Source organism: Streptacidiphilus sp. BW17, from assembly GCF_041262485.1.
Lineage (GTDB): Bacteria > Actinomycetota > Actinomycetes > Streptomycetales > Streptomycetaceae > Streptacidiphilus.
In genome coordinates, this window is sequence record NZ_JBGCCR010000026.1 from 1 (window position 1) to 26,834 (window position 26,834).

Consider the following 26,834-nt stretch of genomic DNA (forward strand, 5'->3'; position numbering starts at 1 on the left):
CCGGCAACTCAACCAGCAACTCGACCAGGCCGTCGCCACCCAGGGCCCCGGCGACCTCGAAGCCCTCCTCACCGGCCACGACACCTGGACCGTCATTTGACACTGCCGCAGCCTCAGCCCAGGCGCGGGGCAGCGTGGACCACCGGATCGTGGTGAGGGCCTCAAGGTGATGCTGTCCGACCTTGCCCATGGGCGTCGGTGCGGGGTCGTACTCTGGCGGGTATGGCGAAGAGTGGCGTGTCCGTGACCGCTGGCGCTGCCGGTGGGCCGGGGTTCAAGAAGGCACCGTTCCCGACAACGCATCTGGCGAAAGTGCGGGCAGCGAGGAGGATCAACCGGGCGTTGGCGGACGTGTATCCGTACGCGCACCCCGAACTGGACTTCGACAGCCCCTTCCAACTCCTGGTGGCGACCGTCCTCTCCGCGCAGACGACGGACCTGCGGGTGAACCAGACCACGCCCGCGCTCTTCGCCAAGTACCCGACGCCGGAGGCGATGGCGGGCGCGAACCCCGAGGAGATGGAGGAGCTGATCCGCCCGACCGGCTTCTTCCGTAACAAGGCCAAGTCGTTGCTCGGCCTCTCCGCCGCGCTGCGCGACAACTTCGGCGGCGAGGTGCCCGGTCGTCTGGAGGACCTGGTGACGCTGCCGGGCGTCGGGCGCAAGACGGCGAACGTCGTTCTGGGCAACGCCTTCGGCGTCCCCGGCATCACTGTCGACACCCACTTCGGGCGGCTGGCCCTGCGGTTCGGCTGGACCACCTCCGAGGACCCGGTCAAGGTCGAGCAGGAGGTCGGTGAGCTCGTCGAGAAGAGCGAGTGGACCATGCTGTCGCACCGCGTGGTCTTCCACGGCCGCCGGATCTGCCACGCCCGGAAGCCCGCCTGCGGGGCATGCCCGATCGCCCAGCTCTGCCCCTCCTATGGCACGGGCGAGACCGACCCGGTGAAGGCCGAGAAGCTGCTCAAGTACGAGAAGGGCGGCCAGCCCGGCCAGCGGCTCAGGCCGCCGTCCGACTACCCCGGCGAGGCGGCTGCCCGTGCGGCGGCCCATGGCGGTCCCGCCGCCGACAGCGCCGCCGAGGTGGTTGCGTGAGCGGCACCTGGACCGGCCCCGGGGCATCCGCGAAGGTCGAGCGGGAGGGCATCCCGGAGTGGCTGGTCCCCGTCCGCGACGTCGCGGAGCGGATCGAGCCGACGCAGCTGAGCCGGTTCCTGCCGCCGGAGCAGGGTGGCCGTCGCTCGGCGGTCCTGGTGCTCTTCGGTGAGCAACCGCAACCGGGCAGCGGCCCGGACCTGTTGCTGATCGAGCGCGCCAGGCGGCTCCGTTCGCATGCGGGACAGCCCTCGTTCCCCGGAGGCGCACTCGACCCCGAGGACGGTGACCCGGCCGGGGAGGGCCGGATCCGCGCCGCGCTGCGCGAGGCTTGGGAGGAGACCGGCCTCGATCCGTCGGGCGTGCAGGTCTTCGGGGTGCTGCCGGACCTCTACATCCCGGTGAGCGACTTCGTCGTCACGCCGGTGCTCGGCTGGTGGCACACCCCCGTCCCGGTCGCGCCGGTGGACGAGGGCGAGGTCGCCGAGGTGTTCCGGGTCCCGGTCGCACGGCTGGTCGACCCGGCCAACCGGGCCCGGCTCCGGCATCCCAGCGGCTTCCGCGGCCCGGCGTTCCGGATCGACGGTCATGTGATCTGGGGCTTCACCGCAGGCGTCATCGACCGCCTGCTCCACCACGCGGGCTGGGAACGTCCGTGGGACAACGGCCAGGAGGTCGAGCTCGGCGACGCCTCGCTCTTCGCCTCACCGGAGGAGCAGGCGCGTGCTCGCGCCCTGGAGCAGGGGACGCCCCTCGGAGGTCACTGACCCGTCGTCGGGCGCGGGGGCCGGCTCGGGGGCGGCGGCGGCCCCAGCCCGGCACAGGTCTCATGGGGGTCACGAGTTGTCCACAGGCTGGGGAGGGGCCTGCGCTCCATTCGTCACGCATGGCAAGGTAGCCGGGTGAACGTCCTTGATGTCCTGCTGCTCCTGGCCGCCGTCGGATTCGCTGTGAGCGGCTACCGCCAGGGCTTCGTCGTGGGCGTCCTCTCCGTCCTGGGCTTCCTCGGCGGCGGCGTGCTCGCCGTGCAGTTGCTGCCGCAGTTGCTCACCCACCTCTCGCCCGGCGTCGTCTCCTCGGTCGTCGCGGTCGTGGTGGTGATCGTCTTCGCCGCCTGCGGCCAGGCCTTCACCACGCACTGGGGCTGGAAGCTGCGTGGCAGGATCGGCCGCAGCCGGGCCCGCGTTCCCGACGCCGTCGGTGGCTCGATGGTCAACGTGGTCGCCATGCTGCTGGTCGCCTGGCTCATAGGGTCGGCGCTGGCGGGCACCTCCCTGCCCACCGTCGCCCACCAGGTGCGGACGTCCAAGGTGCTCGCCACGGTCCAGGACGTACTGCCTGCCGACGCGCCCTCCTGGTTCTCCAACTTCACCGCGACGCTGGCCCGCAACGGGTTCCCGCAGGTCTTCGACCCGTTCCAGACCGAGCCGATCACCGACGTCCCGGCTCCGGACCCGCGCCTGGTCAACAGCACGGGCGTCCGAACCGCGCGCCAGAGCATCGTCAAGGTCCTTGGTACCGCCCCTTCCTGCGGCAAGGAGATCGAGGGCACCGGCTTTGTCTACGCCCCGGAGCGGGTCATGACCAACGCCCATGTCGTCGGCGGCGTGACCACCTCCACGGTCCGCCTGGGCAACCGCACCTACGACGCGCACGTCGTTCTCTACGACTGGCAGCGTGACATCGCCATCCTGGACGTCCCCGGGCTCAACGCGCCCTCGCTCACCTTCGCCGGCAGCGCCGACTCCGGCGTGGACGCCATCGTCGCCGGCTTCCCGGAGAACGGTCCGTTCAACGTCCAGGCCGCCCGCATCCGTGGCCGGATCCAGGCCAACGGCCCGGACATCTACCACCGTGGCACGGTGAGCCGCGACGTCTACTCGATCCGTTCGACGGTCCGTCAGGGCAACTCCGGTGGGCCGCTGCTCACTCCGGACGGCGAGGTCTACGGCGTGGTCTTCGCCAAGTCCCTGGACGACGTGCAGACCGGCTACGCGCTCACCGCCGACGAGGTCCAGTCCGACGCGCTCCAGGGCGAGGACCTGACCTCGTCGGTCAACACGGAGTCCTGCGCGCTCTGATGAGGTCGTGGCCCCTCGAGGCGGGGCGCCGCATGTCCGCTGAGCCCTGATCAGGTGGACCCTCGGCCCTGTCCGATCTTCCTGGTACGGTCGGGCGCGGGCGGGCGTGAGAAGGCGTCAGCCGAGGGCGGCGACGCGCAGCGAAGACTGCGCGGCTTGGGGAGGACGAACAGTCATGATGGGCCACTCGCACGCGGTGAGCGGGGCACTGCTCTTCGCGGCCACCGCCCCCTACCTGCCGCCCCTGGTGATGCACGCTCATCTGCAGCCGCAGGAGATCCTGATGGGCACGGTGCTCTGCGCGGGCGCCGCGCTCCTGCCCGACCTGGACCACCACGACGGCACCATTGCCAACTTCCTTGGCCCGATCAGCAAGACGCTCTGCCGCTTCGTCGCCTGGATCTCGGGCGGCCACCGGCACGCCACCCACTCGATCTTCTTCGTGGCGCTGATGACCGCCGGGACGTGGGCCGGTGTGACCTACCTCGGCCGCGACTTCACGCTGGGCATGACGTTCTTCCTGTTGGCGATGGCCATCCGCGCGCTCAACCTCTGCCCGCCCGGCCACGGCTTCAACGCCTGGGGCACGATCGTGGCCATGGCCGCGATCGGCACCGGCGTGATCGACAAGTTCATTCCCTCGGCGCCGGGTTGGCTCCCCTATGCGGTCGGCCTGGGCTGCGTCGCCCACCTGCTCGGAGACTCCATCACGAAGATGGGCGCCCCCTGGCTCTGGCCGCTGAAGACGCGCTACGAGATCGAGATCATCAAGAGCAGCGGCAACAAGCTGGAAACCGAGATCCTGGTGCCGCTGATGGGAGTCGGCACCATCGCGCTGCTCTGGTTCACCGCCCTGTCGCCGCACTCACTCTGACGCACCGTCGGCGCGCGGCCAGCCTGGCCATCTCGGCTTGCCCGGCTTTCCTGGCTTGTCCAGCCTGGGGCGACCTCCGCAGTCAGCGTTGCCGCAGGCGGGAGGTCACCCAGCGGGCGCGGCGGCCGAGGATACGTGGGATCCCGACGTGGCCGGCAGGCTCCAGCAGCGTCACTTCCGTTGCTGTGTCCGGAACATGAGCGGCGGCGGCCCCGTCGGCGATTCCGGCTGGGCCGGTCACCGCGGAGCGTTGCTGCGAGCGGCGACGGTTTCGGGGCGCGAGGGCGCGGTCGTGCATCCAGCTCATAAAGCCACGATGCCCGCACCGCTTGGTCGGTAACCCCGAGCAAAGGTTCCAATCGGCCTATGCGCGAGGCGTATTCACATACTGACGGACTGTCGCACCGGGCGCGACCAATCGCGGTCGATCTGTCACAGTTGGCCGGTCGAGGTCGGTCGGTCGAGGTCGGTCCGACTACACCGACTCCTTGAGCCAGCCCAACAACAGCTCGTTGAAGACCTCCGGGGCCTCCTCGTGCGGGTAGTGGCCGACCCCGTCGAGCACCTGCCAGGTGTACGGCGCGTCGACGTACGCGGCCGAGCCCGCAGCCGTGCCGGCCAGCAGCACCGGGTCGTCCGCGCCGTGCACGTGCAGGGTGGGCACGTGCAGCGTCCGGTTCATGCGCCGGGAGAACTGCAGGCCGTCCGGTCGGCCCATGGAACGCATCAGCCAGCGGTAGGGCTCGATCGAGCAGTGCCGCGAGTTCGACAGCATGATCGCCTGCCGGTAGGCGATCAGCTCCTCCTTGTCGGGCTCGTGGCCCGGAGCGCTCCACTCGGTCAGGTACTGTCCGACCAGGGCCGCGTCGTCGGCGGCCAGCTGTCGCTCGGGCACCCACGGCCGCTGGAAGCCGAGCAGGTGCTCCGCGGCCATGATCTGGCGTCGGTCGGTCAGCAGTGCGCGCCGGAGGCGGCGTGGGTGGGCGCTGGAGACCGCCACGAGCCGTCGGACGAGTGCCGGGCGCATCGCCGCCGCCGTCCAGGCCAGGAAGCCGCCCCAGTCGTGTCCGACCAGGGTCGCGTCGTGCGCGCCGAGCGACCGGATCACCCCGGTGAGGTCCAGCGCCATGTTGGACGGGTCGTAGCCGCGCGGGGTGCGGTCGCTGCCGCCGACGCCCCGCAGGTCCACCGCGACCGCCCGGTACCCGGCGTCGGCCAGCGCGGTCAGTTGATGCCGCCAGGCCCACCAGAACTGCGGCCAGCCGTGGACCAGCAGGACCAGCGGTCCCTCGCCCGCCTCGGCGATGTGGAACCGGGCGCCGTTGGCGGCGACGTCACGGTGCGTCCACGGACCCTCGATGCGCGGGTCGAAGGTATCGGAGCTGGAGACGGCTGGGTCGAAGGCCATGAGTAGAGCGTGTCACACGTTGCCGCTCGGACGAGTCAACCGCCCGGACGAGTCAGCCCCGGAGAAGTCAGCCTCCCGGAGAGGCCAGAACCGCGGAGAGGCCGGAACCGCGGAGAAGTCAGACCCGCGGAGAAGACACGGTCTGCGTGGCCGTTCGAGCGACGTCAGCGCGTGATCGCCTTGTGGCCGTCCCCAAGGGGCACCGGAGCCGCGTGCGGCTTGGCGCTCTTCAGCACGTCGACGGTGGCCTTGGCGCCCGCGATGGTGCGCTCCGGCGGGGAGAGCTTCCGGAACGCGCGGTACGCGAAGAAGGCCGCGATGAGCGCGATCACGACGAAGGCGCCGCCCGTGATCAGGAAGCACCAGACCAGCCCGAGGCCGCTCGAGTGGATCCCGTAGGCCGCCGCGAAGCTGAACATCGGGATCGAGGCCAGCAGGATCACTGCCGCGACCACGCCCGCCGTGCCGCCGGCCGCGCCCCGGATGACGTCCTTCTTGATCTCCTGCTTGGCGAGCGCGATCTCGTCGTGGACCAACGCCGAAAGATCGGCGCTCGCGGAAGCGAACAGCTGTCCCACCGTGCGCTCGGTCCCGGTCTCGGGAGCGGCCATGTCGCTTCTCCTCATCCTGATCCTGTGACGTGTCGCCGTCGGATGCTGGCTGTTGCTCTATCAGATCATGCCGCTACCCGACGGTACGTCACCACCGGACACTACGCCGTCTCGGCGTCCTCTTCGTCACAGAGACGCTGGTACTTGCGGTTGCGCCCCCGTAGCAACACGGCTGCTGCCACGGCGCAGATCAGCGAACCGACCAGAACTGCCGCCTTGGAACGCTCCACCAGGTCGGCGTTGTCGGAGAAGGCCAGCTCCGAGATGAGCAGTGAGACGGTGAAACCGATCCCGGACAGCACCGAGATCGAGAAGAGGTCCGCCCATTCCAGCTCCGGGTTGAGCTCTGCCCGGGTGAACCGCGCGGCCAGCCAGGTCCCGCCGAAGACACCGAGGCTCTTGCCCAGGATCAGGCCCGCCATCACGCCCAGCGGGGCTGCGGTGGTGAAGACCTGGACCAGCGAGTGCGCGCTGACCGAGACGCCCGCGGCGAGGAGCGCGAACACCGGCACGCAGAACCCGGCCGAGTAGGGGCGGACCAGATGTTCGACGTGCTCGCCGGGGGAGTGCTCCTCGCCCGGGTCCTTGGTGACCCGCAGCATCAGACCCATGGCGACGCCGGCCACGGTGGCGTGCACGCCGCTCTCGTGCATCAGCGCCCAGATCACGACCGCCAGCGGTACGTAGAGGTACCAGCCGTGCACCCGGGCCCGGTGGAGGAAGTAGAAGGCGATCAGGCCCAGCAGCGAGAGGCCGAGTGCCCAGAGCTTGATGCCCGAGCTGTAGAAGATCGCGATGATCAGGATCGCGATCAGGTCGTCCACCACCGCCAGGGTCAGTAGGAACGCCCGCAGGGCCGACGGTAGGTGCGACCCGACGACGGCCAGCACGCCCAGGGCGAAGGCGATGTCGGTGGCGGTGGGGATGGCCCAACCGCCCGGGTGGCCACCCGAGCCGGAGTTGGCGAGGGCGTAGATGATCGCGGGCAGAGCCACCCCGCAGACGGCCGCGACGACCGGCAGCACGGCAGCCCGAGGATCCCTGAGCTCCCCGACGACCAGCTCACGCTTGAGCTCGATGCCGGCGACGAAGAAGAAGACGGAGAGCAACCCGTCGTTGGCCCAGGTCTCCAGCGGGAGGTGCAGATGGAGCGGTTTGCTGGGCCCGACGGTGTACTCGAGGACCGTCTCGTAGGCGTGAGGCCAGGCGTTGGCCCAGACGAGTGCCGCCACGGCGGCGATCAGCAGGAGGACACCGCCCACCGTCTCGGCCCGGAGGGCGTCCGCGAGGAACGCGCGCTCGGGCAGGGGCAGCCGGGCCAGGAACTGCGGGCGCGGCGACCGTGGCGGGGCGCTCGTCACTCGGGGCACCTCACTTCTGTCGCATTCATCCGTTTTGTCACATGCTGTGTTGTCACATGCTACGGAAATGCGACAGAAGCGCGGCCGTCACTCGCCGAACGGGCGGGAGCAACGGGCGGCGTCGGGCGCCACGGCCGCGACTGCTCGTCACGGTCGCAGCGCCCGGGCGCACCTGACGGTGCCGGGGCCAGCTGGGGCTCAGTCCTCGCTCGGTGCGGAGGGGAGCTTGCTCTGGATCAGATCCATGACGGTGGAGTCCGCCAGGGTCGTGACGTCACCCACGGCACGGTTCTCGGCCACGTCGCGGAGCAGGCGGCGCATGATCTTGCCGGAGCGGGTCTTCGGCAGTTCGCTGACCGTCAGAACGCGCTTCGGCTTGGCGATCGGGCCGAGCACCCGGCCCACGTGGTCGCGCAGCTCGGCGACGAGCTCCTCGGAGTCCTGCGCAGTGCCGCGCAGGATGACGAAGGCGACGATGGCCTGGCCGGTGGTGGCGTCGGCCGCACCGACGACCGCTGCCTCGGCGACCTGCGGGTGCGAGACCAGCGCCGACTCAACCTCGGTGGTCGAGATGTTGTGGCCGGAGACCAGCATGACGTCGTCGACCCGGCCGAGCAGCCAGATGTCGCCGTCCTCGTCCTTCTTGGCGCCGTCACCGGCGAAGTAGCGGCCCTCGAACCGGGACCAGTAGGTGTCGAGGTAGCGCTGGTCGTCGCCCCAGATGGTGCGGAGCATCGACGGCCAGGGCTCCGTCAGTACCAGGTAGCCGCCGGAGCCGTTCGGCACCTCGTTGGCGTCGTCGTCGACCACGGTGGCGGAGATGCCGGGCAGCGGCACCTGGGCCGAACCGGGCTTGGTCTCGGTCACGCCCGGCAGCGGGCTGATCATCATGGCGCCGGTCTCGGTCTGCCACCAGGTGTCCACGATCGGGGTGCGGCCGGCGCCGATGTGCTCGCGGTACCAGACCCACGCCTCGGGGTTGATCGGCTCGCCGACGCTGCCCAGCAACCGCAGCGAGGACAGGTCGAACTTGGTGGGAATGTCGTCGCCCCACTTCATGAAGGTGCGGATCGCGGTGGGGGCGGTGTAGAGGATGGTGACCCCGTACTTCTGGACGATCTCCCAGAAGCGGCCCTGGTGCGGGGTATCGGGGGTGCCCTCGTACATGACCTGGGTGGTGCCGTTGGAGAGCGGCCCATAGACGATGTACGAGTGGCCGGTGACCCAGCCGATGTCGGCGGTGCACCAGAAGACGTCGGTCTCCGGCTTGAGGTCGAAGACGGCGTTGTGGGTGTAGCTGGCCTGGGTCAGGTAGCCACCGGTGGTGTGCAGGATGCCCTTGGGCTTACCCGTGGTGCCCGAGGTGTACAGGATGAAGAGCGGGTGCTCGGCCGCGTGCGCCTCGGGCGCGTGCTCCGCGGACTGACGCTCCGTGATCTCGTGCCACCAGACGTCCCGGCCCTCGGTCCACGAGGTCTCCTGACCGGTGCGGCGCACCACCAGCACGTGCTCGACCTGCGGGCACTGCGTCAGCGCCTCGTCGATGGCCGGCTTGAGAGCGGCCGGCTTGCCGCGGCGGTAGCCGCCGTCGGCCGTGATCACGAGCTTGGCGTCCGCGTCCTGGACCCGGGACGCCACGGCGTCGGCGGAGAAGCCTCCGAAGACCACCGAGTGCGGCGCGCCGATCCGGGCGCAGGCCAGCATTGCGACGACGGCCTCCGGGATCATCGGCATGTAGATCGCCACCCGGTCGCCCTTGGCGAGGCCGAGCTCCAGCAGTGCGTTGGCCGCCTTGGAGACCTCGTCCTTGAGCTGGGCGTAGGTGATGGCGCGGGAGTCGCCGGGCTCGCCCTCGAAGTGGATCGCGACCCGGTCGCCCAGGCCGGCCTCGACGTGGCGGTCCACGCAGTTGTAGGCGACGTTGAGCTCGCCGTCAGCGAACCACTTGGCGAAGGGAGGGTTGGACCAGTCCAGGGTCTCGGTGGGCTGCTTGGCCCAGCTCAGCCGTCGGGCCTGCTCGGCCCAGAAGCCCAGCCGGTCGGCCTTGGCCTCGGCATAGGCGTCGGCGGTGACGTTGGCGGCTGCTGCGAGCGCTGCGGGAGGGGCGAACCGCCGCTCCTCCTTGAGCAGGTTCGCCAGGCTCTCATTGCTGCTCAACGCAACACTCCTCATCGGGTTTCGTCCTGATTTCGTGGGACAGCTCACCAGGTCGATGGGGGTGCTGACAAGGCCCCGGCTAAAATTGGTGTAGACCTTTCCTGGGGTGGCCCCGGAGCAGCCAGGGACCAGGGGCCACCGCAGCCCGGATCCGGGGCTGACGAGGAGCGCGCCTCCGTCCGTCGTCCGGTCAGGCGGCGCTGCCCAGACGTGGTGTGACCGGTCGGAATCCATGGTTGCGCCGCGACCACACATAGGTCTGCGCCGTGGTCAGTTCGAAGTAGAGGCCGGTCAGGCGGAGTTCGCCCGAATCAGTCTTGCGGGTGACGCTCGGATGGGCGCGCAGGTTGTCCAACTGCTGGACCACATTGGTGAGGCACAGCCGCTCCAGCGGGTCGGTCGACGGCGGCCGACCGTGGAAGCGGGCGGGCTGGTGACGCACCCGGTGCAGCGAGTCCTGACCATGGCGCAGCCAGCGGGTCAGCGGAGTGACGGCGCGGCCGTCCCTGCGGTGCGCGCCGTGGAGCAGCGACTGCATCGCTCCGCAGCCCGAGTGGCCGCAGACCACGATGTCTCGGACTGACAGGACGTCAACGGCGTACTCCACTGCGGCGAAGACGCTGTCGTCCGTGGTCGGTGGGACCAGGTTGCCGATGTTGCGGACGGTGAACAGGTCTCCGGGGCCGCTGTTGGTGATCACGTTCGGCACCATGCGGGAGTCCGCGCAGGTGATGAAGAGCTGTGACGGCGTCTGCCCCTCCTGTGCGAGCCGGGCCAGCTCGGGGCGCAGCAGCGGAGCTGTGTGCTGCTGGAAGTCTCGGACCCCCGTCAGGGAGTCGGTCTCCGCCGGCATCGGTGGGGACTGCACCGATGCCGGCGGCGGGGACAGCGGGCAAGGTGTGAGGGGCTCGGCGTTCTGCGTTCTCTGCATGGGTCGCGTCTCCTGTGGGTGAGGACGGCGCGGCGGGGTGTGCCACGAGTGAGCCAAGAATCGGTAAATGAAGAGTAATGAAACCTTTACCTTCTTGCAGCTCCGGCGCCTCAAGTTCACCCGTGTGAGCAGGTGCGAGCGCCTGTGGTGCTCGCGGGCGCAGCGTCAGCTCAGACCCCGAGCGGCTCCGGCAGTGGGAGCAGTTCCTCGCTGAGGACGAAGTCCGGGTCCACCTGCGCGGCCAGGTCTGCGCCGGTCTTTTCGTTGCCCCAACTCTCGGCATTGCGAACGTGGAAGGAGACGGACTGGGCGGTCCAGCGGGCCCAGTCGCGCTCGGCGTGGGCGGCGTCCGCGGTCTCCTGCAGCGTGCGCAGCACGGCGGCATTGACGGGCTCCAGCTCGGAGAAGGCCGGCGCGCGGCCCTGTTCCGTCCGCCGGACCCAGGTGGAGCGATGGAAAGCGGCGACCAGTGCGTCGCCCAACTCCTCGCGGAGGAAGGCCAGATCGTCATCGTGCTCGACCTTGTTGCCGATCACGTGCAGCCGGACGCTGTAGTCGGCCGCGTAGTCCCGGTACTGGCGGTAGACCGAGACGCCCTTCAGGGTGGGCTCGCAGACCAGGAAGGTCTGGTCGAAGCGGGTGAACAGGCCGGAGGCGAACGAGTCGGCGCCGGCGGTCATGTCGGTCACCCAGTACTCGCCGGGGCCGTCGACGAGGTGGTTGAGGCAGAGCTCCACCGCGCCGACCTTCGAGTGGTAGCAGGAGACCCCGAGGTCCTCCTCCTCGAAGGCGCCGGTGGCCATCAGCCGGAGGGAGGCGCCGTCCACCGAGACGGGGCGGGCACAGAGCTGGTAGATCGGGTTCTCCTCGACGATGCGCAGGAGCCGCGACCCCCGACCGGGCGGCGTGGTCTTGATCATTGACGCCGCGTCGGCAATGCGCGGGTTCTGTCCGCGCAGGTACTCCTTGATGGCCGGGATCTGGGCACCCAGCGAGGGCAGCGCTGCGCACTCCTCCTGGCTGAGCCCCAGGGCCGCGCCCAGATGTTGGTTGACGTCGGCATCCACCGCGATCACCGGGCTCCCGGCGGTGGCCAGGTGGCGGATGAACAGCGAGGACAGCGTGGTCTTGCCACTGCCACCCTTGCCGACGAAAGCGATCTTCATGGGAGCTCCGGTCGGAGGCGCGTGCGAGGTGCGGTGAGCACAGATGGAGGCGGCTGACGACCGGCCCAGGCCATCCGACTTATTGGGAACCGTTATCGTCACCGATAGCGGCTATCGTAGCGACGTGCTCATGCCCGGAGATCCGGTTTCACAGATCCTTGACTCTTTCGGGTGATGCACCCCACGTCCCCAAGCGGGCTCAGTAGTCCCGCTCGTTCCGTAATGTCAGTTCGGTGAGCACGAGCACCCCTTCACCTTCCGGGTCCGCAGACCCGCTGGCGCCCCTGGGCGAGCTGCCGGGCGTCGCCGAGGCCGTCGCCGAGGCGCGTCGGGCCGTCGACCGTCTCTACGGCCACCGAGTGATGCGTCGCCGGGCCGACGAGGTCACCTCCGAGGCCGCGTTGCGCGGCGCCCGTGCGTCGGCCGCGCTGGAGGGCGCGGACTGGCCGCTGGAGGAGGTGCGTCGGCGCACCGACTACGGTCAGGACCCTGAGGCGCGCCTTGTCGGTGGCGCGCTTCGGCTGGGCGTCGAGGCGGGACAACTGCTCGGCACCTGGCGGCACTCGCCGCTCCAGGTGTTGGCCCGCCTGCACCTGTTGGCGGTCGGCGACGCGACCGGCACCGCCGTGGGTCGACCACGGCAGAACGGAGAGCCCTCCGAGGAGCTGTTCCGACACCAGGTGGTCGCGACCGAGAAGCCCGAGACGCGGCCCGACGTGCCGCCGCTGTCCGACTTCTCGCTGCCTCCGGCGCCCCCAGTCGCCGAGGTCTCGGCACGATTGGACACCTTGGCGCAACTCTTGGCCAGCCGCGGTGGCACGAAACACCCGAACGAGCGAACGGCTCCGGCTCTCGTCGTGGCCGCCGTGGTCCAGGGTGAACTGATGACCCTGCGGCCCTTTGTGAGCGTGAACGGGCTGGTGGCGCGTGCCGCACAGCGGATCGTGCTGATCGCGGAGGGTCTGGACCCGAAGGCGATCTGCCCGATGGAGGTCGGCCTGGCCGAACTCGGCACCGACGCCTACCGCGCCGCGCTGGCCGGCTACGCCTCGGGCACCGGCGAGGGCATGGCCGCCTGGATCATCCACTGCGCCCAGGCGTTGCGACTCGGCGTGCGCGAGAGCACGGCGGTCTGCGAGGCCATGCAGCGGGGGATGGCGTAACGGGCCTCGACAACCACCGGGCCCGCACAGGGTTGCGGCGGCATCCTCGGATGCCGCCGCTGGCACAGGGTCCAAGTGACCATGCGTGCGCCTTGTCTTTGCCCATCCGGCGGGGAGCTGTGCCCGTTCGCCGGGTGCGGCGGCCCAGATCGTGGGTCGGCTGCACGTGGGTGCCCGGAGGCTGTGCGCGGTCCGTGTGGCCTGACGCTCGATGGGTCCTTTCAACGTCGCCGTCTGAGGTTAGCCATCTGGTCTCGCGGGCCGTACCTCATTTGTAGCGCGGATCACACCGAAGCGGAACCCGGGGGCCCAGTTCTTTACCTTCGGCTTGTGAGCGGCGGGGAAACGGGCGCGGTCACGAACCGTCCGTGCGGCCGGAGCGCCGTGCGGCGTACCAGACCAGACCCGCCGCCGTGACCGCTGCCCCGAACGCCGCCGCGGCGAGGACCGGCCTGCTGGTCACCGCGAGGGAGGCGCTGCGCTCCCGCAGCTGGACCGGGCGGTTGAACACGAGGACCGGCCAGCCGCGAGCGTTCGCCTCTCGCCGAAGTGCGCGGTCCGGGTTGACCGCGAAGGGATTGCCAACCGCTTCCAACAGGGGAAGGTCGGTGGCGGAGTCGCTGTAGGCGTAGCTGCGCTCCAGGTCGTAGCCCTCGGTCTCGGCCAGTGCGCGGATCGCCACGGCCTTGTTCGCGGCGTAGGCGTAGAAGTCGATCTCTCCCGTGTAGCAGCCGTCCTCCTCGGCCATCCGGGTGGCGATCACATGGTCCGCGCCGAGCATCTCGCCGATGGGCTCTACCAGTTCGGAGCCGGAACTGCTGACGATCACCACGTCCCGCCCGGCCGCGTGGTGCTCCTCGATCAGCGAGGCAGCCTCGTCGTAGATCAACGGGTCGATCAGATCGTGCAGTGTCTCGGCAACGATCTCCCGTACCTGGGCCACGTTCCAGCCGCGAGCCAGCGACGAGAGGTACTGGCGCATCTTCTCCATCTGGTCGTGGTCGGCGCCGCCGGCCAGGAAGACGAACTGAGCGTAGGCGCTCTTGAGCACCGCCCTGCGGTTGATCAGTCCGCCGCGGTACAGCGGTCCGCTGAAGGCGAGGGCGCTGGACTTGGCGATCACGGTCTTGTCCAGGTCGAAGAAGGCGGCTTGACGGGTCGGACGGCGCGGCTGCGAGTGGTTTTCCACGACGTCGAGGATATGTGGCAACCATTCGGGTCAAGGCATGGCGCGTGGGTTTGCTTGAGAAGGCCTTCGGGTACACCATGGAAGTCACGGATCGTTCGCGACCGTGCTAACCCAGCTCGACTCCTCCCCCCCCGAGTCGGGCTGTGGAGGACGACCCCCGCTCTCCCCCCCGGCGGGGGTCGTCGCACGTCCCGGCCCATTTCGTCGGCCGGTGTTCCTGGGGGATTTTCCCGCCGCAGAGCTGCTGTCACCTGCGTTGATGCCCGTGCTGCCGCGGTTCGGCGGGATCGGGCTCCTGACGGCCTACCGGGAACCGCGTCGATGCCCATACCGGGCTTACCCGTTCCGGTCTGAACGGAACGCGATCCATCCTCGCATTTGTAAGAAGTCCCAGCGACTTCGTCACGGTGCTTTACCACAGTGGTGGTGTTGTGGTCGCGCAGGGCGTCAGGCACTTCCTAGTCAACTTCCTGACATATAACTCAGCCTCCAGAGTGGCCGAGTTTTCCACACCCCCTTGGTTGTCCACAGATTGCCAACCGGACCACGCGCCTCCTGCGAATTCCCAGCACGCTGAATCCACGCCGCAACCGGCGTTCCCAGCACGTCGCACGAGGGAGTCGTCATGGACGCACTGCCGCCCGTAGGGCCGTCCGCCGAGCCACCTGCAGAACCGCCTTCCGGGCTGACCTCCGGAGCCTCTTCGGGGCCCTTGGACCGGTCGGAGCCCGCGGTGGCCGCCGAGCCCGCTGCCTCGCACGTCGCGGAGCCTTACGACGCTGTCGGTGCAGGTTCTCGCGGGCCGCTGATCGTCACGGAGGACGACGAGTTGATCGAGGCTCTGCTCAAGCTCTGTGCTGCCGCAGGGGCCGAGCCGCAGGTGGTCTGCGGTGCCCCGCCGCCGCGCCAGGTATGGGAGTCGGCGCCTCTCGTCCTCGTCGGTGTGGATGTCGCCGAGCGGATGTCGGCCGTGTCCCGCCGCCCTGGCGTGGTGCTGGTCGGTTCCGATCTGGACGACGGCGGGGTCTGGCAGAAGGCCGTCTCGCTCGGCGCCGAGCAGGTCGTCTTCCTCCCGGACTGCGAGCCCTGGTTGCTCGACCGGGTGGCCGACGCGGCCGAGGGGGCTGGTGCTCCGGCCCTGACGGTGGCGGTCCTCGGCGGGCGCGGTGGCGCGGGCGCGTCGACCCTGGCCTGCGCCCTTGCGGTCACCGCCGCGCGTGAGGGCCGACGCACCGTGCTCGTCGACGTCGATCCGTTGGGTGGCGGGCTGGACGTGTTGCTCGGCGGCGAGGAGGCCGTCGGCTTGCGATGGCCGGACCTGGCCGCGTCACGTGGGCGGGTCAATGCGGTCGAGTTGGAACAGTCCCTGCCGCGGGTGCACCGGTTGGCCGCGCTCAGTTGGGACCGTGGCGACAGGCTCACGATCCCGGTCGAGGCCGTGCGCACGGTCCTCGGGGCGGCGCGAAGGCGCGGGGGCGTGGTCGTCCTGGACCTGCCGCGGCGGATCGACGCGGCGGCGGCCGAGGCCCTGGAGCAGGCCGATCTTGGGCTGCTGGTGGTTCCCGGTGAGCTGCGCGCGATGGCGGCGTCCAGCCGCGTCGCTGCTTCGGTGGGCATGCGCCTCTCGGATCTGCGCGCGGTCGTCCGTGGTCCCTCCCCGAGCGGGATGACGGGTGAGGAGGTGGCCCGTGGGCTGCGGCTTCCGCTGGCGGGCGAGCTCGGACCGGAGCCGGGCCTGACCGCGGACCTGGAGTGCGGACGGCCCCCGGGGGCTCGGCCCAAGGGTCCGCTCGGCCGGTTCTGTACGGCGTTTCTGACGGAGGCTCTGGCGGGCGCAGGCCTGGGCTCCGGCCGGGCGGACTCCGCTCGCGGCGCGCACAGGGCCACAAGGTCCGGCGGCGGCAAGGCGACCGGTGGCAAGGGCACGACCCACGGCGACGGTGGTCGGCGAGGCGGCATCGACGACGAGGGAGTGGCGGCATGAGCAGGCACACGACCGGGTCCCGCACTGCCACGACGGCCAGCAGGACCGTCGCCTCCGCCACATTGCTCGACGCCGTTCGGCTCCGTCTCGCGGAGGCCGGTGTCGCTCCGACCACGGCGGGAGTCGCGGCCGCGCTGCGGGCCCAAGGACGCCCGTACGGCGACACCGAAGTCCTGGAGATCGTCAGGGAACTGCGCGCCGAGATGGTCGGAGCGGGCCCGCTGGAAGCACTGCTGACCGACCCTCAGGTCACCGACGTCCTGGTCAACGGGCCGCGTGAGGTCTGGGTCGACCGTGGTTACGGTCTCCAGCGGGCCCGTGAGGTGCGCTTCCCGGACGAGGCGGCCGTCCGGCGACTGGCCCAGCGCCTCGCCCACACGGCGGGCCGCCGCCTTGACGACGCGCGCCCGTGGACGGACGCCCGGTTGCCGCAGGGGGTCCGGTTGCACGCGGTGCTCCCGCCCGTCGCGGTCGGATGCACCCTGATCTCGCTCCGCGTCAGCCGGGCCCGTCCGTTCACCCTGGAGGAGCTTGCGACAGCGGGATCGCTCACGGCCTGGGGAGCCGGTCTGCTCCGGGCGCTGGTGCACAACCGCCTGGCTTTCGTGATCTCGGGCGGGACGGGTACCGGAAAGACGACGTTGCTCGCGGCGCTGCTCGGCCTGGTTCCGGCGCAGGAGCGGTTGGTAGTGGTGGAGGACTCCGCCGAACTGCTTCCCGACCACCCGCATGTGGTCCGGCTCGAGGGCCGTCCGCCGAACCAGGAGGGCGCCGGTGGCGTCGGACTGCGTGACCTGGTCCGCCAGGCCCTGCGCATGCGCCCCGACCGACTGGTCGTCGGCGAGGTGCGCGGTGCGGAGGTGCTGGACCTGCTTGCCGCGCTCAACACAGGGCACGAGGGCGGGTGCGGCACGGTCCACGCCAATGCCGCCGAGGACGTGCCGGCGCGGCTCGAAGCGCTCGCGGCGACGGCGGGACTCGGCCGGGACGCCGTCCACAGCCAGCTCGGGTCGGCGCTTGATGCAGTGATCCACCTGGTGCGTGGGCCCGGCGGCCAGCGACGCGTGGCCGAGGTCTGCGTGCCGAGCCGAAGCCCGGAGGGATGGGTGACCTCCGTCCCCGCTGTCAGCTTCCCGCATGCCGGCCCCGCGCAGCCGGGACCGGGTTGGGATCAGCTCTCGGAGCGCTGTGGTGGGCTGCGTGCACCCTGGTCCGACGGCGGCAAGGGCGGCACGCGGTGAACAGCGAGCCCTGGTCGAGCTGGTCGGCACTCCACACGGCGGCATCGGTCCTGGTGATGTGTCTGCTGGGCGGCTGCGCCTGGTGGCTGGCTCGACGCGACGAGGCCAGGCAACGACAGTGCCGGCTCTATCCGCATGCGGCGGTCGTTCCTGCGGGCCGCTTCCGGCGAGCGTTCCGGTGGGCGAGGCGGAGACTTCCGGTCGAGATGCTGCTGGTGCCCTTGAGCGGCGCGGTGGCCTGGGTGACGGCATCGCCCGTCCCGGTGTTCATCGGTGCCGCCGCGGTCTGGCCGGTGCTTCGGTTGCGCCGCAGGAGGCGCGAACAACTCCTCTGCGAGCGCCGGAGAGCGGCCGTGGTGGAACTCTGCGCCGCACTCGCCGGGGAGTTGCGCACCGGGGCAACAGCCCACCAGGCGGTGGAGATGGCGTTCGAGGGTGTGCCGCACGGCGACGTGTTGGACTTCACCGGGTTGCTGGCGGCTGTTCGCTTCGGCGGCTCGGTCGAGGCCGCGCTGATTCATCTGGCCGAACTGCCCGGTGCGGAGGGTGCCGCAGGGGCGGCCGCGTGTTGGCAGGTGTCCTCGGCCAGCGGCGCCGGGCTTGCCGACGGGCTGGACCGGGTCGCGGAGGGCCTGCGCGCCGAACGCGCGCTGCGGGAGAGCGTTCGGGCCGAACTCGCCGGTCCGCGTTCGACGGCGGTCCTGCTGGCCCTGCTACCGCTCTTCGGGATCGTGCTGGGAGCGGCCCTCGGTGCGGACCCGGTACGCGTGCTCCTGCACACGGGGCCTGGTCTGTTCTGCCTGACGCTGGGCGCGGCCCTCGAAGCTGCGGGCCTCGTCTGGACGGCCAGAATCGCGCACAGCGCGGAGTTCACTGTATGAGCGGGGTGGTGACACTCGCTGCCCTGTTCAGCGGGTTGACGGCCACGCTGGTCGCGGTCGGCCTACGCCGGCGGCAACGACGGGTCCGACGGCGAGTCCGCTCTGTTGGACTCTCTCCCAGCGTGACCGGGGTCGGGCAGGTCACAGCAGGCGACAACCTCAGGGACCCTGAGTCTGCACGGGTAGTGACGGTGCGTCACCGGGAGCGGCCGGTGCCCATGCTGGCTTCCGGCGTGGTCGGCCTGGGGGCGGCGCTGCTGGTCGGTGGGATGGCCGGGTGGATGCTCGGAGTCGTCCTTGCGTCGGCCGGCCTGCGCTGGCTGCCCACGCCGCCGAACCGCACGCAACAGCGACAGCGCCGGGAGGCGATCGCGCTGCGTGAACAAGTTCCCCTTGCCGCAGACCTGCTGGCGGGGTGCCTCTCGTCGTGGTGCCCGCCGGACGCGGCCACCGCAGCCGTGGCGAAGGCAATACCCCAGCCCATGGCCGGCCGATTGGCCGCGGCGGCCACGGAACTGTCCATGGGCGCGGACCCGGAGGCCTGCTGGGAACGGCTGGGCACGGTCGAGCCGGCGCTGGCGCCGCTGGGCCGCTGCCTCGCCCGTGCTGCAGCCAGCGGCGCGCCGCCTGCCGCCGGCCTGGCCCGACTGGCGGATGCGGCGCGAGCTGCGGCCGCGCGCGAGGCCCAGGCACGTGTCCGCAGGGCAGGGGTGCTGGCGACGGCACCGCTCGGGCTCTGCTTCCTTCCCGCCTTCGTCCTGGTGGGCGTCGTGCCCGTGGTCACGGGCCTCGCCGGGAGCTTCCTGAGCCGCATTTGATCGGCGGCCCACTCGCGCGCGACCACGGCTCACGCAGCGGTCGTCCGATCCACCCGACGCATCACCTGCATGCAACGCACCACTGGCCCGCCCACAACTCACCGCACACAACTCATCGGGCACCCGCAACACACCGCACACCCGCAACACACCCGGAGGGGACCATGACCACCTCACCCGAAGTCCGCGCCACGGGCAGGCCCTTCGCTCGGCCAACGACGCCACGGCCGGCGCCGATGGTTCGGCTGTTCGCGAGGCGCTGCCGGGCCTTGCTCTGGTTCGCGCTCTGCGTGGCCCAGGTCTGGGCGCTGCACACCCTGCACCTGATCCGCTGTCGGCTGCGCCGCCGCGCTCCGGACGCGGGCATGACGACCGCTGAGTACGCGGTCGGAACGGTGGCTGCCTGCGGTTTCGCCGCCTTGCTCTACAAGATCGTCACGAGCGGGGCGGTCTCCTCGGCCCTGCAGGGCCTGATCCGGCGAGCTCTCGGTGCCGTCTGAAGCGTGGGCGTGCGGCCGATCGCAGGCAGTGGAGGCCGGATACGCCACTGCCGAGACAGCGGTGGCCCTACCCGGCCTGGTGCTGATCGCGGCACTGCTGCTCTGGGCGGTGCTGGTCGGCTCCGCGCAGGTCCGGTGTGTCGACGCGGCCCGCGAGGCGGCTCGCGCGGCTGCCCGCGGAGACCCCCAGGCCGTCGCGCTGGGTCAGGCGGCGGCACCGCCGGGAGCATCGGTGGCTGTCAGCGAGGCGGGCGACATGGTGCGTGCGGAGGTCTCCGCCGTCAGCAGTGGCCCGGGCGGGTTGCTCTCGTTCCGGGTCTCGGCCACGGCCGTCGCCGAGCGGGAGCCCGGCGAGCCGGCGCTGACGGGTGCGAGGGGAGGCAGCCGGTGATGCGAGCACGCCGGACGGGGGTGAGGGTGCGGGACCGTGGGTCGGCGACTGTCTGGCTCCTCGGGCTGACGCTGCTGCTCACCCTGGCCGCCACCGCTGCGCTCGGCATCGCCGGTGCGGTGGCTGCGCGCCATCGTGCCGAGGCGGCCGCCGACCTGGCCGCACTCGCCGCGGCCGGGCGGCTGCTGCTCGATCCGGGAGGCGCCTGCGCGCATGCTGGCTCTATTGCCTCGGCCCAGGGGGCGAGGCTCCGTTCCTGCGTGATCCGGGCGGACGCGAGCGAGGACAGTGTGGAGGTCGAGGTCTCGGTGCCCGCACCGGTGGACTTCGTGCCGGGACTGCCTCCGGCCGTCGGTCGCGCCCGGGCAGGTCCGGTCATGGTGCCCATGTGATCCGGGCACGAGAGACGGTCGGCGTGATCCGGTCGGGACGGTCTGGAGCGCGAGGCAACCTCAGCTCCGCGGCGTGGCCTTCGTTGTACCCTCCTCCGTCACCGCTGCCTCCGCTGTCCCTTCCGCTCCCTCCTCCGGCATCCGCCCCGGAGCGCCGGCAAGCAGCAGCGTCAGAAGGCGGATCGCACCGGCCTTGTCGAGCGGGTCGTTGCCGTTGCCGCATTTGGGACTCTGGATGCAGGACGGGCAGCCGCGTTCGCACTCGCAGGCGGTGATGGCCTGGAGAGTGGCCTCCAGCCACTCCTGGGCGCGCTCGAAGCCGCGTTCGGCGAAGCCCGCGCCGCCGGGATGGCCGTCGTAGACGAAGACGGTTGGCAGGCCCGTGTCCGGGTGGAGCGGGACCGAGACGCCACCGATGTCCCAGCGGTCGCAGGTGGCGAAAAGGGGGAGCAGGCCGATGGACGCGTGTTCGGCCGCATGGGCGGCACCCGGAAGCTCCTCCGGGAGGAGGGCCGCATCCTCCAGCTGATCCTCCGTCACCGACCACCACACGGCCCGGGTCCGGAGGGTGCGCGGCGGCAGGTCGAGCTTGGTCTCGCCGAGGATCTCGCCCGTCAGGAGCCGGCGCTTGAGGAATGAGACGACCTGGTTGGTCACTTCGACCGAGCCGAAGCTCAGTTCTGCTTCGCCCCAGGCGACCTGACGGTCCGTCTCCAGGACGGTGATGGACGTGGTGTCCCTCGCCACGGTGCTGTACGGCGGGTCGGCTTCGGCGACGAGGGCCACCGAGTCCTCGAGGTCGAGTTCGCGGACCAGGTAGGTGCGGCCCTGATGCAGGTGGACCGCGCCGGTGTGGACTGCGGTGTGGGCGGAGCCGGCGTCGACGGTGCCGAGTAGGCGGCCGGTGTCGGCCTCGACGACACGGACCGGGGCACCGCCCTCGCCACGGATGTCGACCAGGTCGGCGGCGCGCTCGCGCCGGGTCCAGAACCACGAGCCGGCACCGCGACGTCGCAGCATGCCCCGGCGTTCCAGCTGTGCCACGAGTATCGGCGCGGAAGGGCCGAAGAGTTCCAGGTCCGCGGGCTCGGTGAGGGGCAGCTCCGCCGCTGCCGCGCACAGGTGCGGGGCGAGGACGTGCGGGTTGTCCGGATCGAGCACGGTCGACTCGACCGGGCGGCGGAACAGGGAGTCGGGGTGGTGCACCAGGTAGGTGTCCAGCGGGTCGTCGCGGGCGATCAGCACGGCCAGTGCGCCCTGGCCCTCGCGTCCGGCACGGCCTGCCTGCTGCCACAGGGACGCCCGGGTCCCTGGGTACCCGGCGAGCAGGACCGCGTCCAGGCCGGCTACGTCGATGCCCAGCTCGAGGGCACTGGTGGAGGCCAGCCCGAGCAGTGCGCCCGAGTGCAGGGCGCGCTCCAGCGCCCGGCGTTCCTCCGGCAGGTAGCCGCCGCGATAGGCCGCCACCCGCCGGGCGGCACCGTGGCCGACCGCTTCGGTGAGCCGCTCCTGGGCGATGACGGACACCAACTCCGCTCCGCGCCGGGAGCGGACGAAGACCACCGTGCGGGTCTCGTCGAGCACGAGGTCGGTGAGCAGGTCGGCGGCCTCGGCGGTGGCCGAGCGGCGGACCGGGGCGCCGTGCTCGCCGGACAGCTCGGTCAGCGGCGGCTCCCACAGGGCGAAGACGGTCTCACCGCGCGGCGAGCCGTCCTCGGTCACCTCCGCCATCGGCAGCCCGGTGAGCCGCTCAGCGCTGCGTCCAGGCTCGGCCACCGTGGCCGAGGCCAGCAGGAAGACGGGGTCAGCGCCGTAGCGGGCGCAGAGCCGCCGCAGCCGCCGCAGCACCTGGGCGACGTGCGAGCCGAAGACGCCGCGGTAGCCGTGGCACTCGTCGATGACCACGAAGCGCAGCGCGCGCAGGAAGGAGGCCCAGCGGGCATGCCCGGGAAGGATGCCGCGGTGCAGCATGTCGGGGTTGGTGAGCACATACGAGGCGTACTGGCGTACCCACTCGCGTTCCTCGAACGGAGTATCGCCGTCGTAGACAGCCGCACGGACGCGGGAGAGCGGCGTGCCCCTCGTCGGACCGGTGCCGCCGCCGTCAGCGCCTCCGCCGTCCCCGCTGACGTCACCGCCTCGGCTGACGTCGCCGCCTCCGCCATCACCCCGGCTGTCTCCGGCGCCACCACCTGCGGACCGCAGCTCCCCGAGCCGGCGCAGCTGGTCGGCGGCGAGTGCCTTGGTGGGTGCGAGGTACAGGCCGGTCGCACCGCGGCCGTTCTTGGCCTCGGTGCCCTCCAGTAGGGCGCTGAGGACCGGCGCGAGATAGGCCAGCGACTTGCCCGAGGCGGTTCCTGTGGCAATAACCACATTTTGTCCGCTTATCGCCAGATTTGCCGCTTCGGCTTGGTGTGTCCATGGCCGCTCGATGCCCGTCGCCGCGATCGCGTCGAGCACCTCCGGGCGGAGGCCTGCGGGCCAGTCCGCATACTGGGCCGCCCGGGCGGGAATGTGCTCCGTATGGGTGAGCCGATCTTGCCGCCCTCGGGTGCCCACAAGGCGGCCGAGAGCGGCCTCGGGCGGTTCGGGGCGCGGCGTCATTGGCCTCAAGTCTGTCATCACGGTGATGGAGATTCGCACCAAGGCGTCGTGTTGGCCTCGCGATAAGTGGTTGAATGCCATCGCGGCCGTGCAACGGGGCTTGGGACCTTCCGACCCCGCGATCGGCATGGAAGCAAGGCAAGGTGCTGGAGGTTCCGTGGACCTGTCCCTGTCGACCCGTTCCGTCGGCGACCGCACGGTCGTCGAGGTTGGGGGCGAGATCGATGTGTACACCGCCCCGAAGCTGCGCGAGCAGCTCGTCGAGCTCGTCAATGAGGGTCACTACCACCTGATCGTGGACATGGAAGGTGTGGACTTCCTGGACTCGACCGGGCTGGGTGTGCTCGTCGGCGGGCTCAAGCGGGTGCGTGCCCACGAGGGTTCGCTTCGCCTGGTCTGCAACCAGGAGCGCATCCTCAAGATTTTCCGGATCACCGGACTCACCAAGGTGTTCCCCATCCACGGCTCCGTGGACGAGGCCGTCGCCGCCAACGACTGAGTGGTGGAGCGCCCGGGAGCTTCCGCGAAAGCGGCTGCTCCCGGGGCCGGTCTGACAACCTGAACCTTTCGAGGGGGACACATATGGCCACCGTCGAGCTGCGTTTCAGCGCGCTCCCGGCGCATGTGCGTACGGCGCGGCTGGTCGCCGCGGCGGTCGCACGGCAGGCCGGGGTCGACGAGTCCATTCTCGACGAGGTCCGCCTCGCCGTGGGTGAGGCGTGCTCGCGGGCCGTTGGCCTGCATCAGCGCAACGGCGTCTCGAGCCCGGTCCGGGTCAAGCTGGTCCAGCAGGAGAAGCGTTTCCTGATCGAGGTCGGCGACGGCGTCCCGACGCCCGCCACCGCCCACGCCGACAGCAATGCCGAGGAGGCGCTGTCGTTCGCCGAGGCGAACACGAGCGCCAAGTCCGGCGCGCGGACCGGGGGCAACGGCGACCAGGCGACCGACGACACCATGGGCCTCGCTGTCATCAGCGGCCTGGTCGACGACCTGGTGATCGGCCACGACGAGGACGGCGGACTGATCCGGATGAGCTGGCCGGTCGCCGATCCGGCGGACGACGACCTGCCGTAGTCGGCCAGCCAGCAAGCCAGCAAGCCAGCAAGCCAGCAAGCCAGCAAGCCAGCCAGCCAGCGGGCCAGGACGGGGCTGGGCGCAGCGCCAGGCGCTTGTATCCCGCCAAACTGCGGGTCGATTCACGCCAACCAGATCTGCACCGTTCCGCATTGTTCTGCGCCGTGCGCACATCGCCGAACCATGCCCAGAACCGTGCGCGCGTGCACCGCACTGTGTGCGGAACCGAGCAGAACCAGCAGGGCGGCCCGAGGACTTCGGGCCGCCCTGCTGCTTCTCGTCGTCGAATCATCCGTCACATCTATTGCAGCTTGTACCAATTGCCGCACATACCCTGTTTTGATCATGCGCCTGATTCCTACAATCGCCGCCTGCCACCTTGCCCGCGCTGCCGAGTGGTCCGCGCCTCTCCTCGTCCCAAGACTTGGGGATCCCGCCCGGCGCACGAGCCAGACGTCAAGGAGGACGAATGGCCGGGCTCTACCTCTCCGGCGCTCCGTCAGGGGTGACCGCGGTGCTCACCGGTTCCGACCGGGTCGTGGTCGTCATCGTCGCCGTCATCGCCGTAGCCGCGCTGGGTGTCGCGTGGCTGCTGGTCCGTCAGGTACTGGCAGCGGACCAGGGCACCGACACCATGAAGCAGATCGCCGCCGCCGTGCAGGAAGGCGCCAACGCCTATCTGGCACGCCAGTTCCGTACCCTCGGCGGGTTCGCCGTGGTCGTGCCGCTCCTGCTCCTGCTCCTGCCCGCGGACACCTGGTCGCAGCGGATCGGACGCTCCGTCTTCTTCCTGGTCGGCGCTGCCTTCTCGGCGGTGACCGGCTATGTGGGCATGCAGCTCGCGGTGCGCAGCAACGTGCGCGTCGCGGCGGCGGCCCGGGAGGCGACGCCCGCCGAGGGAGCTGATGCGGAATCCGGCGAAGCCCCGGACGTCCGTGCGGTCTCGCACCGGGCGATGCGGATCGCCTTCCGCACCGGCGGAGTTGTCGGCATGTTCACCGTCGGGCTCGGGTTGCTCGGGGCCTCGATCGTGGTGCTGATCTACCGGGAGAACGCTCCCAAGGTGCTGGAAGGCTTCGGTTTCGGGGCCGCGTTGCTCGCGATGTTCATGCGCGTGGGCGGCGGGATCTTCACCAAGGCCGCCGATGTCGGCGCCGACCTGGTCGGCAAGGTCGAGCAGGGCATCCCCGAGGACGACCCGCGCAACGCCGCCACGATCGCGGACAACGTCGGCGACAACGTGGGCGACTGCGCCGGGATGGCCGCCGACCTGTTCGAGTCCTACGCCGTCACCCTGGTCGCCGCGCTGATCCTGGGCGTGAGCGCCTTCGGCGACGTCGGACTCGCCTTTCCGCTGCTGGTGCCGGCCATCGGCGTCGTCACCGCCGTCCTCGGGATCTTCGCGGTCTCGCCGCGCAGTGGCGACCGTTCCGGCATGACGGCGATCAACCGCGGGTTCTTCATCTCCGCGGTGGTCTCCCTGGCACTGGTCGTGGCTGCTGCTTTCGCCTTCCTGCCGGGCAGTTTCGCCCAGCTCAAGGGCGTCTCCGGCGCCATCACCGCCCACGGCGGCAACCCGCGGGTCTTCGCCCTCGTGGCCGTGGCCATCGGGATCGTGCTGGCCGCGGCGATCCAGCAGTTGACCGGCTATTTCACCGAGACCAGCCGGCGGCCGGTGCGCGACATCGGGCTGACCTCGCTGACCGGTCCGGCGACGGTCATCCTCTCCGGGATCTCGCTCGGGCTGGAGTCCGCGGTCTACTCGGCGGTTCTGATCGGGGCGGCCGTCTACGGCGTCTTCCTGCTGGGCGGCGGTTCGCTGACGCTGGCGCTCTTCGCCGTGGCGCTGGCCGGGACCGGGCTGCTGACCACGGTCGGCGTGATCGTGGCGATGGACACCTTCGGGCCGGTCTCGGACAACGCGCAGGGCATCGCCGAGATGTCCGGGGACGTCACCGGCGCGGGCGCGCAGGTGCTGACCGAGCTGGACGCCGTCGGCAACACCACCAAGGCGATCACCAAGGGCATCGCCATCGCCACCGCCGTACTGGCGGCGACGGCGCTGTTCGGCTCCTTCACCGACGCCATCGGTACGGCGGTGCAGCAGGTCGGGCCGGCGGCGTCCGGGCTGAGCCTGAGCCTCGACATCGCGCAACCCAACAACCTGGTGGGCCTGTTGCTCGGGGCCGCGGTCGTGTTCCTCTTCTCCGGGTTGGCCATCAGCGCGGTCTCGCGCTCGGCCGGTTCGGTGGTTTTCGAGGTGCGCGACCAGTTCCGGTCCAAGCCCGGGATCATGGACGGCAGCGAGAAGCCCGACTACGGACGCGTCGTCGACATCTGCACCCGCGACGCGCTGCGCGAGCTGGCGACTCCCGGGCTGCTGGCCGTGCTGGCGCCGATCGCGGTCGGGTTCCTGCTCGGCGTCGGGCCGCTCGGCTCCTACCTGGCCGGGGCGATCGGCGCAGGCACGCTGATGGCGGTCTTCCTGGCCAACTCGGGCGGCGCCTGGGACAACGCCAAGAAGTTGGTCGAGGACGGCAACCACGGTGGCAAGGGCAGCGAGGCGCATGCGGCCACGGTCATCGGCGACACCGTCGGCGACCCGTTCAAGGACACCGCAGGACCGGCCATCAACCCGCTGCTCAAGGTGATGAACCTGGTCTCGTTGCTGATCGCACCGGCCGTGGTCAAGCTCGACTTCGGCGTCCACGCCAACACCGGGCTGCGGGTGGGCATCGCGCTGCTCTGCCTGGCCGTGGTGGTCGTCGCGGTCTGGCTGTCCAAGCGGCGCGGCATCGCCGTCGGGTCGGACAGTGGCGCGGAGCAGTCGGCCACCCCGTCGGTCCCCGGACCGGGCCAGTCGCCGGACGCGGCGTCAGCTGTGCACTGAGCCGCCGACGCAGCTGAGCCACC

General features: G+C 70.7%; 23 protein-coding genes. 15 read left to right on the forward strand and 8 right to left on the reverse strand.

The genetic code is table 11. The annotated features are described in order from the left end of the window. The first annotated feature begins 222 nt into the window (after positions 1-222). From nth to ABH940_RS26565, 4 genes are all read left to right on the forward strand, one after another. Positions 223-1,095 (forward strand): endonuclease III, encoded by an 873-nt coding sequence (nth, locus tag ABH940_RS26550; RefSeq protein WP_370067145.1) that lies wholly within the window; start codon positions 223-225, stop codon positions 1,093-1,095. Continuing rightward, positions 1,092-1,862, forward strand: coding sequence for a CoA pyrophosphatase (locus tag ABH940_RS26555; RefSeq protein WP_370067147.1), 771 nt, complete (start codon positions 1,092-1,094; stop codon positions 1,860-1,862). Before nth ends, ABH940_RS26555 begins: the two co-directional genes overlap by 4 nt. A 135-nt stretch (positions 1,863-1,997) precedes the next feature. Next, a complete protein-coding gene (locus ABH940_RS26560) occupies positions 1,998-3,176 on the forward strand; it encodes a MarP family serine protease (protein WP_370106342.1) in 1,179 nt (392 codons plus the stop codon). Positions 3,177-3,351: 175 nt separating this feature from the next. Then, positions 3,352-4,050 carry a metal-dependent hydrolase gene (locus tag ABH940_RS26565; RefSeq protein WP_370067151.1) on the forward strand — a complete coding sequence of 233 codons (699 nt, stop codon included), beginning with the start codon at positions 3,352-3,354 and terminating at the stop codon, positions 4,048-4,050. Positions 4,051-4,525: 475 nt separating this feature from the next. On the opposite strand, the gene ABH940_RS26570 is transcribed toward ABH940_RS26565, so the two are convergent. From ABH940_RS26570 to ABH940_RS26595, 6 genes are all read right to left on the reverse strand, one after another. Beyond that, positions 4,526-5,458: an alpha/beta fold hydrolase gene (locus ABH940_RS26570; protein ID WP_370067153.1), complete on the reverse strand. Its 933-nt coding sequence runs from the start codon at positions 5,456-5,458 to the stop codon at positions 4,526-4,528. Positions 5,459-5,622: 164 nt separating this feature from the next. Beyond that, entirely contained in the window at positions 5,623-6,069 is a 447-nt protein-coding gene (locus ABH940_RS26575) for a phage holin family protein (protein WP_370067155.1), read from the reverse strand. A gap of 101 nt (positions 6,070-6,170) precedes the next feature. Next, positions 6,171-7,430: a Na+/H+ antiporter NhaA gene (nhaA, locus tag ABH940_RS26580; RefSeq protein WP_370067157.1), complete on the reverse strand. Its 1,260-nt coding sequence runs from the start codon at positions 7,428-7,430 to the stop codon at positions 6,171-6,173. A gap of 198 nt (positions 7,431-7,628) precedes the next feature. Further along, positions 7,629-9,587, reverse strand: coding sequence for an acetate--CoA ligase (gene acs, locus ABH940_RS26585; protein WP_370067159.1), 1,959 nt, complete (start codon positions 9,585-9,587; stop codon positions 7,629-7,631). Positions 9,588-9,777: 190 nt separating this feature from the next. Further along, positions 9,778-10,440, reverse strand: coding sequence for a carbonic anhydrase (locus tag ABH940_RS26590; RefSeq protein ID WP_370067161.1), 663 nt, complete (start codon positions 10,438-10,440; stop codon positions 9,778-9,780). 248 nt (positions 10,441-10,688) lie between these two features. Further along, a complete protein-coding gene (locus ABH940_RS26595; protein WP_370067164.1) occupies positions 10,689-11,684 on the reverse strand; it encodes an ATP-binding protein in 996 nt (331 codons plus the stop codon). A 233-nt stretch (positions 11,685-11,917) separates the two neighbouring features. On the opposite strand from ABH940_RS26595, the gene ABH940_RS26600 reads away from it, so the two are divergent. After that, positions 11,918-12,847, forward strand: coding sequence for an oxidoreductase (locus ABH940_RS26600; protein ID WP_370067166.1), 930 nt, complete (start codon positions 11,918-11,920; stop codon positions 12,845-12,847). A 355-nt stretch (positions 12,848-13,202) separates the two neighbouring features. Here ABH940_RS26600 and ABH940_RS26605 read toward each other — a convergent pair whose 3' ends face one another. Next, positions 13,203-14,048, reverse strand: a complete 846-nt coding sequence (locus ABH940_RS26605; protein ID WP_370067570.1) for an HAD family hydrolase — start codon at positions 14,046-14,048, stop codon at positions 13,203-13,205. Between the two features lie 721 nt (positions 14,049-14,769). Here ABH940_RS26605 and ssd point away from each other — a divergent pair. The 7 genes from ssd (at position 14,770) to ABH940_RS26640 (ending at position 20,243) form a co-directional block, all read left to right on the forward strand. Continuing rightward, positions 14,770-16,020, forward strand: coding sequence for a septum site-determining protein Ssd (gene ssd / locus ABH940_RS26610; protein ID WP_370067168.1), 1,251 nt, complete (start codon positions 14,770-14,772; stop codon positions 16,018-16,020). Further along, complete coding sequence (locus tag ABH940_RS26615; RefSeq protein ID WP_370067170.1) at positions 16,017-17,261, forward strand: TadA family conjugal transfer-associated ATPase; 1,245 nt, start codon at positions 16,017-16,019, stop codon at positions 17,259-17,261. Before ssd ends, ABH940_RS26615 begins: the two co-directional genes overlap by 4 nt. Beyond that, the gene (locus ABH940_RS26620; RefSeq protein ID WP_370106343.1) at positions 17,258-18,142 is read left to right on the forward strand and encodes a type II secretion system F family protein; all 885 of its coding nucleotides are present in this window, start codon (positions 17,258-17,260) and stop codon (positions 18,140-18,142) included. The genes ABH940_RS26615 and ABH940_RS26620 overlap by 4 nt, the downstream gene beginning before the upstream one ends. 218 nt (positions 18,143-18,360) lie before the next feature. Next, entirely contained in the window at positions 18,361-18,960 is a 600-nt protein-coding gene (locus tag ABH940_RS26625; protein ID WP_370067572.1) for a type II secretion system F family protein, read from the forward strand. 269 nt (positions 18,961-19,229) lie between these two features. Next, entirely contained in the window at positions 19,230-19,460 is a 231-nt protein-coding gene (locus ABH940_RS26630; protein WP_370106344.1) for a DUF4244 domain-containing protein, read from the forward strand. 28 nt (positions 19,461-19,488) lie between these two features. Then, positions 19,489-19,851, forward strand: a complete 363-nt coding sequence (locus ABH940_RS26635) for a TadE family type IV pilus minor pilin (protein WP_370067176.1) — start codon at positions 19,489-19,491, stop codon at positions 19,849-19,851. Positions 19,852-19,877: 26 nt separating this feature from the next. Beyond that, on the forward strand, positions 19,878-20,243 hold the full coding sequence (locus ABH940_RS26640; protein WP_370067179.1) for an Rv3654c family TadE-like protein: 366 nt from the start codon (positions 19,878-19,880) through the stop codon (positions 20,241-20,243). 60 nt (positions 20,244-20,303) lie between these two features. Here the strand turns inward: ABH940_RS26640 and ABH940_RS26645 are convergent, their stop codons facing one another. Further along, positions 20,304-22,847, reverse strand: coding sequence for a DEAD/DEAH box helicase (locus tag ABH940_RS26645; RefSeq protein ID WP_370067181.1), 2,544 nt, complete (start codon positions 22,845-22,847; stop codon positions 20,304-20,306). Between the two features lie 157 nt (positions 22,848-23,004). On the opposite strand from ABH940_RS26645, the gene ABH940_RS26650 reads away from it, so the two are divergent. From ABH940_RS26650 to ABH940_RS26660, 3 genes are all read left to right on the forward strand, one after another. Beyond that, positions 23,005-23,346 (forward strand): STAS domain-containing protein, encoded by a 342-nt coding sequence (locus ABH940_RS26650; RefSeq protein WP_042373473.1) that lies wholly within the window; start codon positions 23,005-23,007, stop codon positions 23,344-23,346. 83 nt (positions 23,347-23,429) lie between these two features. Further along, positions 23,430-23,921, forward strand: a complete 492-nt coding sequence (locus ABH940_RS26655; RefSeq protein WP_370067183.1) for an ATP-binding protein — start codon at positions 23,430-23,432, stop codon at positions 23,919-23,921. A gap of 469 nt (positions 23,922-24,390) precedes the next feature. Next, positions 24,391-26,811: a sodium-translocating pyrophosphatase gene (locus ABH940_RS26660; protein ID WP_370067185.1), complete on the forward strand. Its 2,421-nt coding sequence runs from the start codon at positions 24,391-24,393 to the stop codon at positions 26,809-26,811. Positions 26,812-26,834: the final 23 nt, after the last annotated feature.

Bases quoted from the DNA above. Each gene is read 5' to 3' on its own strand.
- ABH940_RS26590 (WP_370067161.1), bottom strand. From the start codon at position 10,440: ATGCCGGCGGAGACCGACTCCCTGACGGGGGTCCGAGACTTCCAGCAG.
- ABH940_RS26565 (WP_370067151.1), top strand. From the start codon at position 3,352: ATGATGGGCCACTCGCACGCGGTGAGCGGGGCACTGCTCTTCGCGGCC.
- ABH940_RS26660 (WP_370067185.1), top strand. From the start codon at position 24,391: ATGGCCGGGCTCTACCTCTCCGGCGCTCCGTCAGGGGTGACCGCGGTG.
- ABH940_RS26575 (WP_370067155.1), bottom strand. From the start codon at position 6,069: ATGGCCGCTCCCGAGACCGGGACCGAGCGCACGGTGGGACAGCTGTTC.
- ABH940_RS26655 (WP_370067183.1), top strand. From the start codon at position 23,430: ATGGCCACCGTCGAGCTGCGTTTCAGCGCGCTCCCGGCGCATGTGCGT.
- ABH940_RS26595 (WP_370067164.1), bottom strand. From the start codon at position 11,684: ATGAAGATCGCTTTCGTCGGCAAGGGTGGCAGTGGCAAGACCACGCTG.
- ABH940_RS26615 (WP_370067170.1), top strand. From the start codon at position 16,017: ATGAGCAGGCACACGACCGGGTCCCGCACTGCCACGACGGCCAGCAGG.
- ABH940_RS26625 (WP_370067572.1), top strand. From the start codon at position 18,361: ATGCTGGCTTCCGGCGTGGTCGGCCTGGGGGCGGCGCTGCTGGTCGGT.
- ABH940_RS26570 (WP_370067153.1), bottom strand. From the start codon at position 5,458: ATGGCCTTCGACCCAGCCGTCTCCAGCTCCGATACCTTCGACCCGCGC.
- ABH940_RS26645 (WP_370067181.1), bottom strand. From the start codon at position 22,847: ATGACGCCGCGCCCCGAACCGCCCGAGGCCGCTCTCGGCCGCCTTGTG.
- nth (WP_370067145.1), top strand. From the start codon at position 223: ATGGCGAAGAGTGGCGTGTCCGTGACCGCTGGCGCTGCCGGTGGGCCG.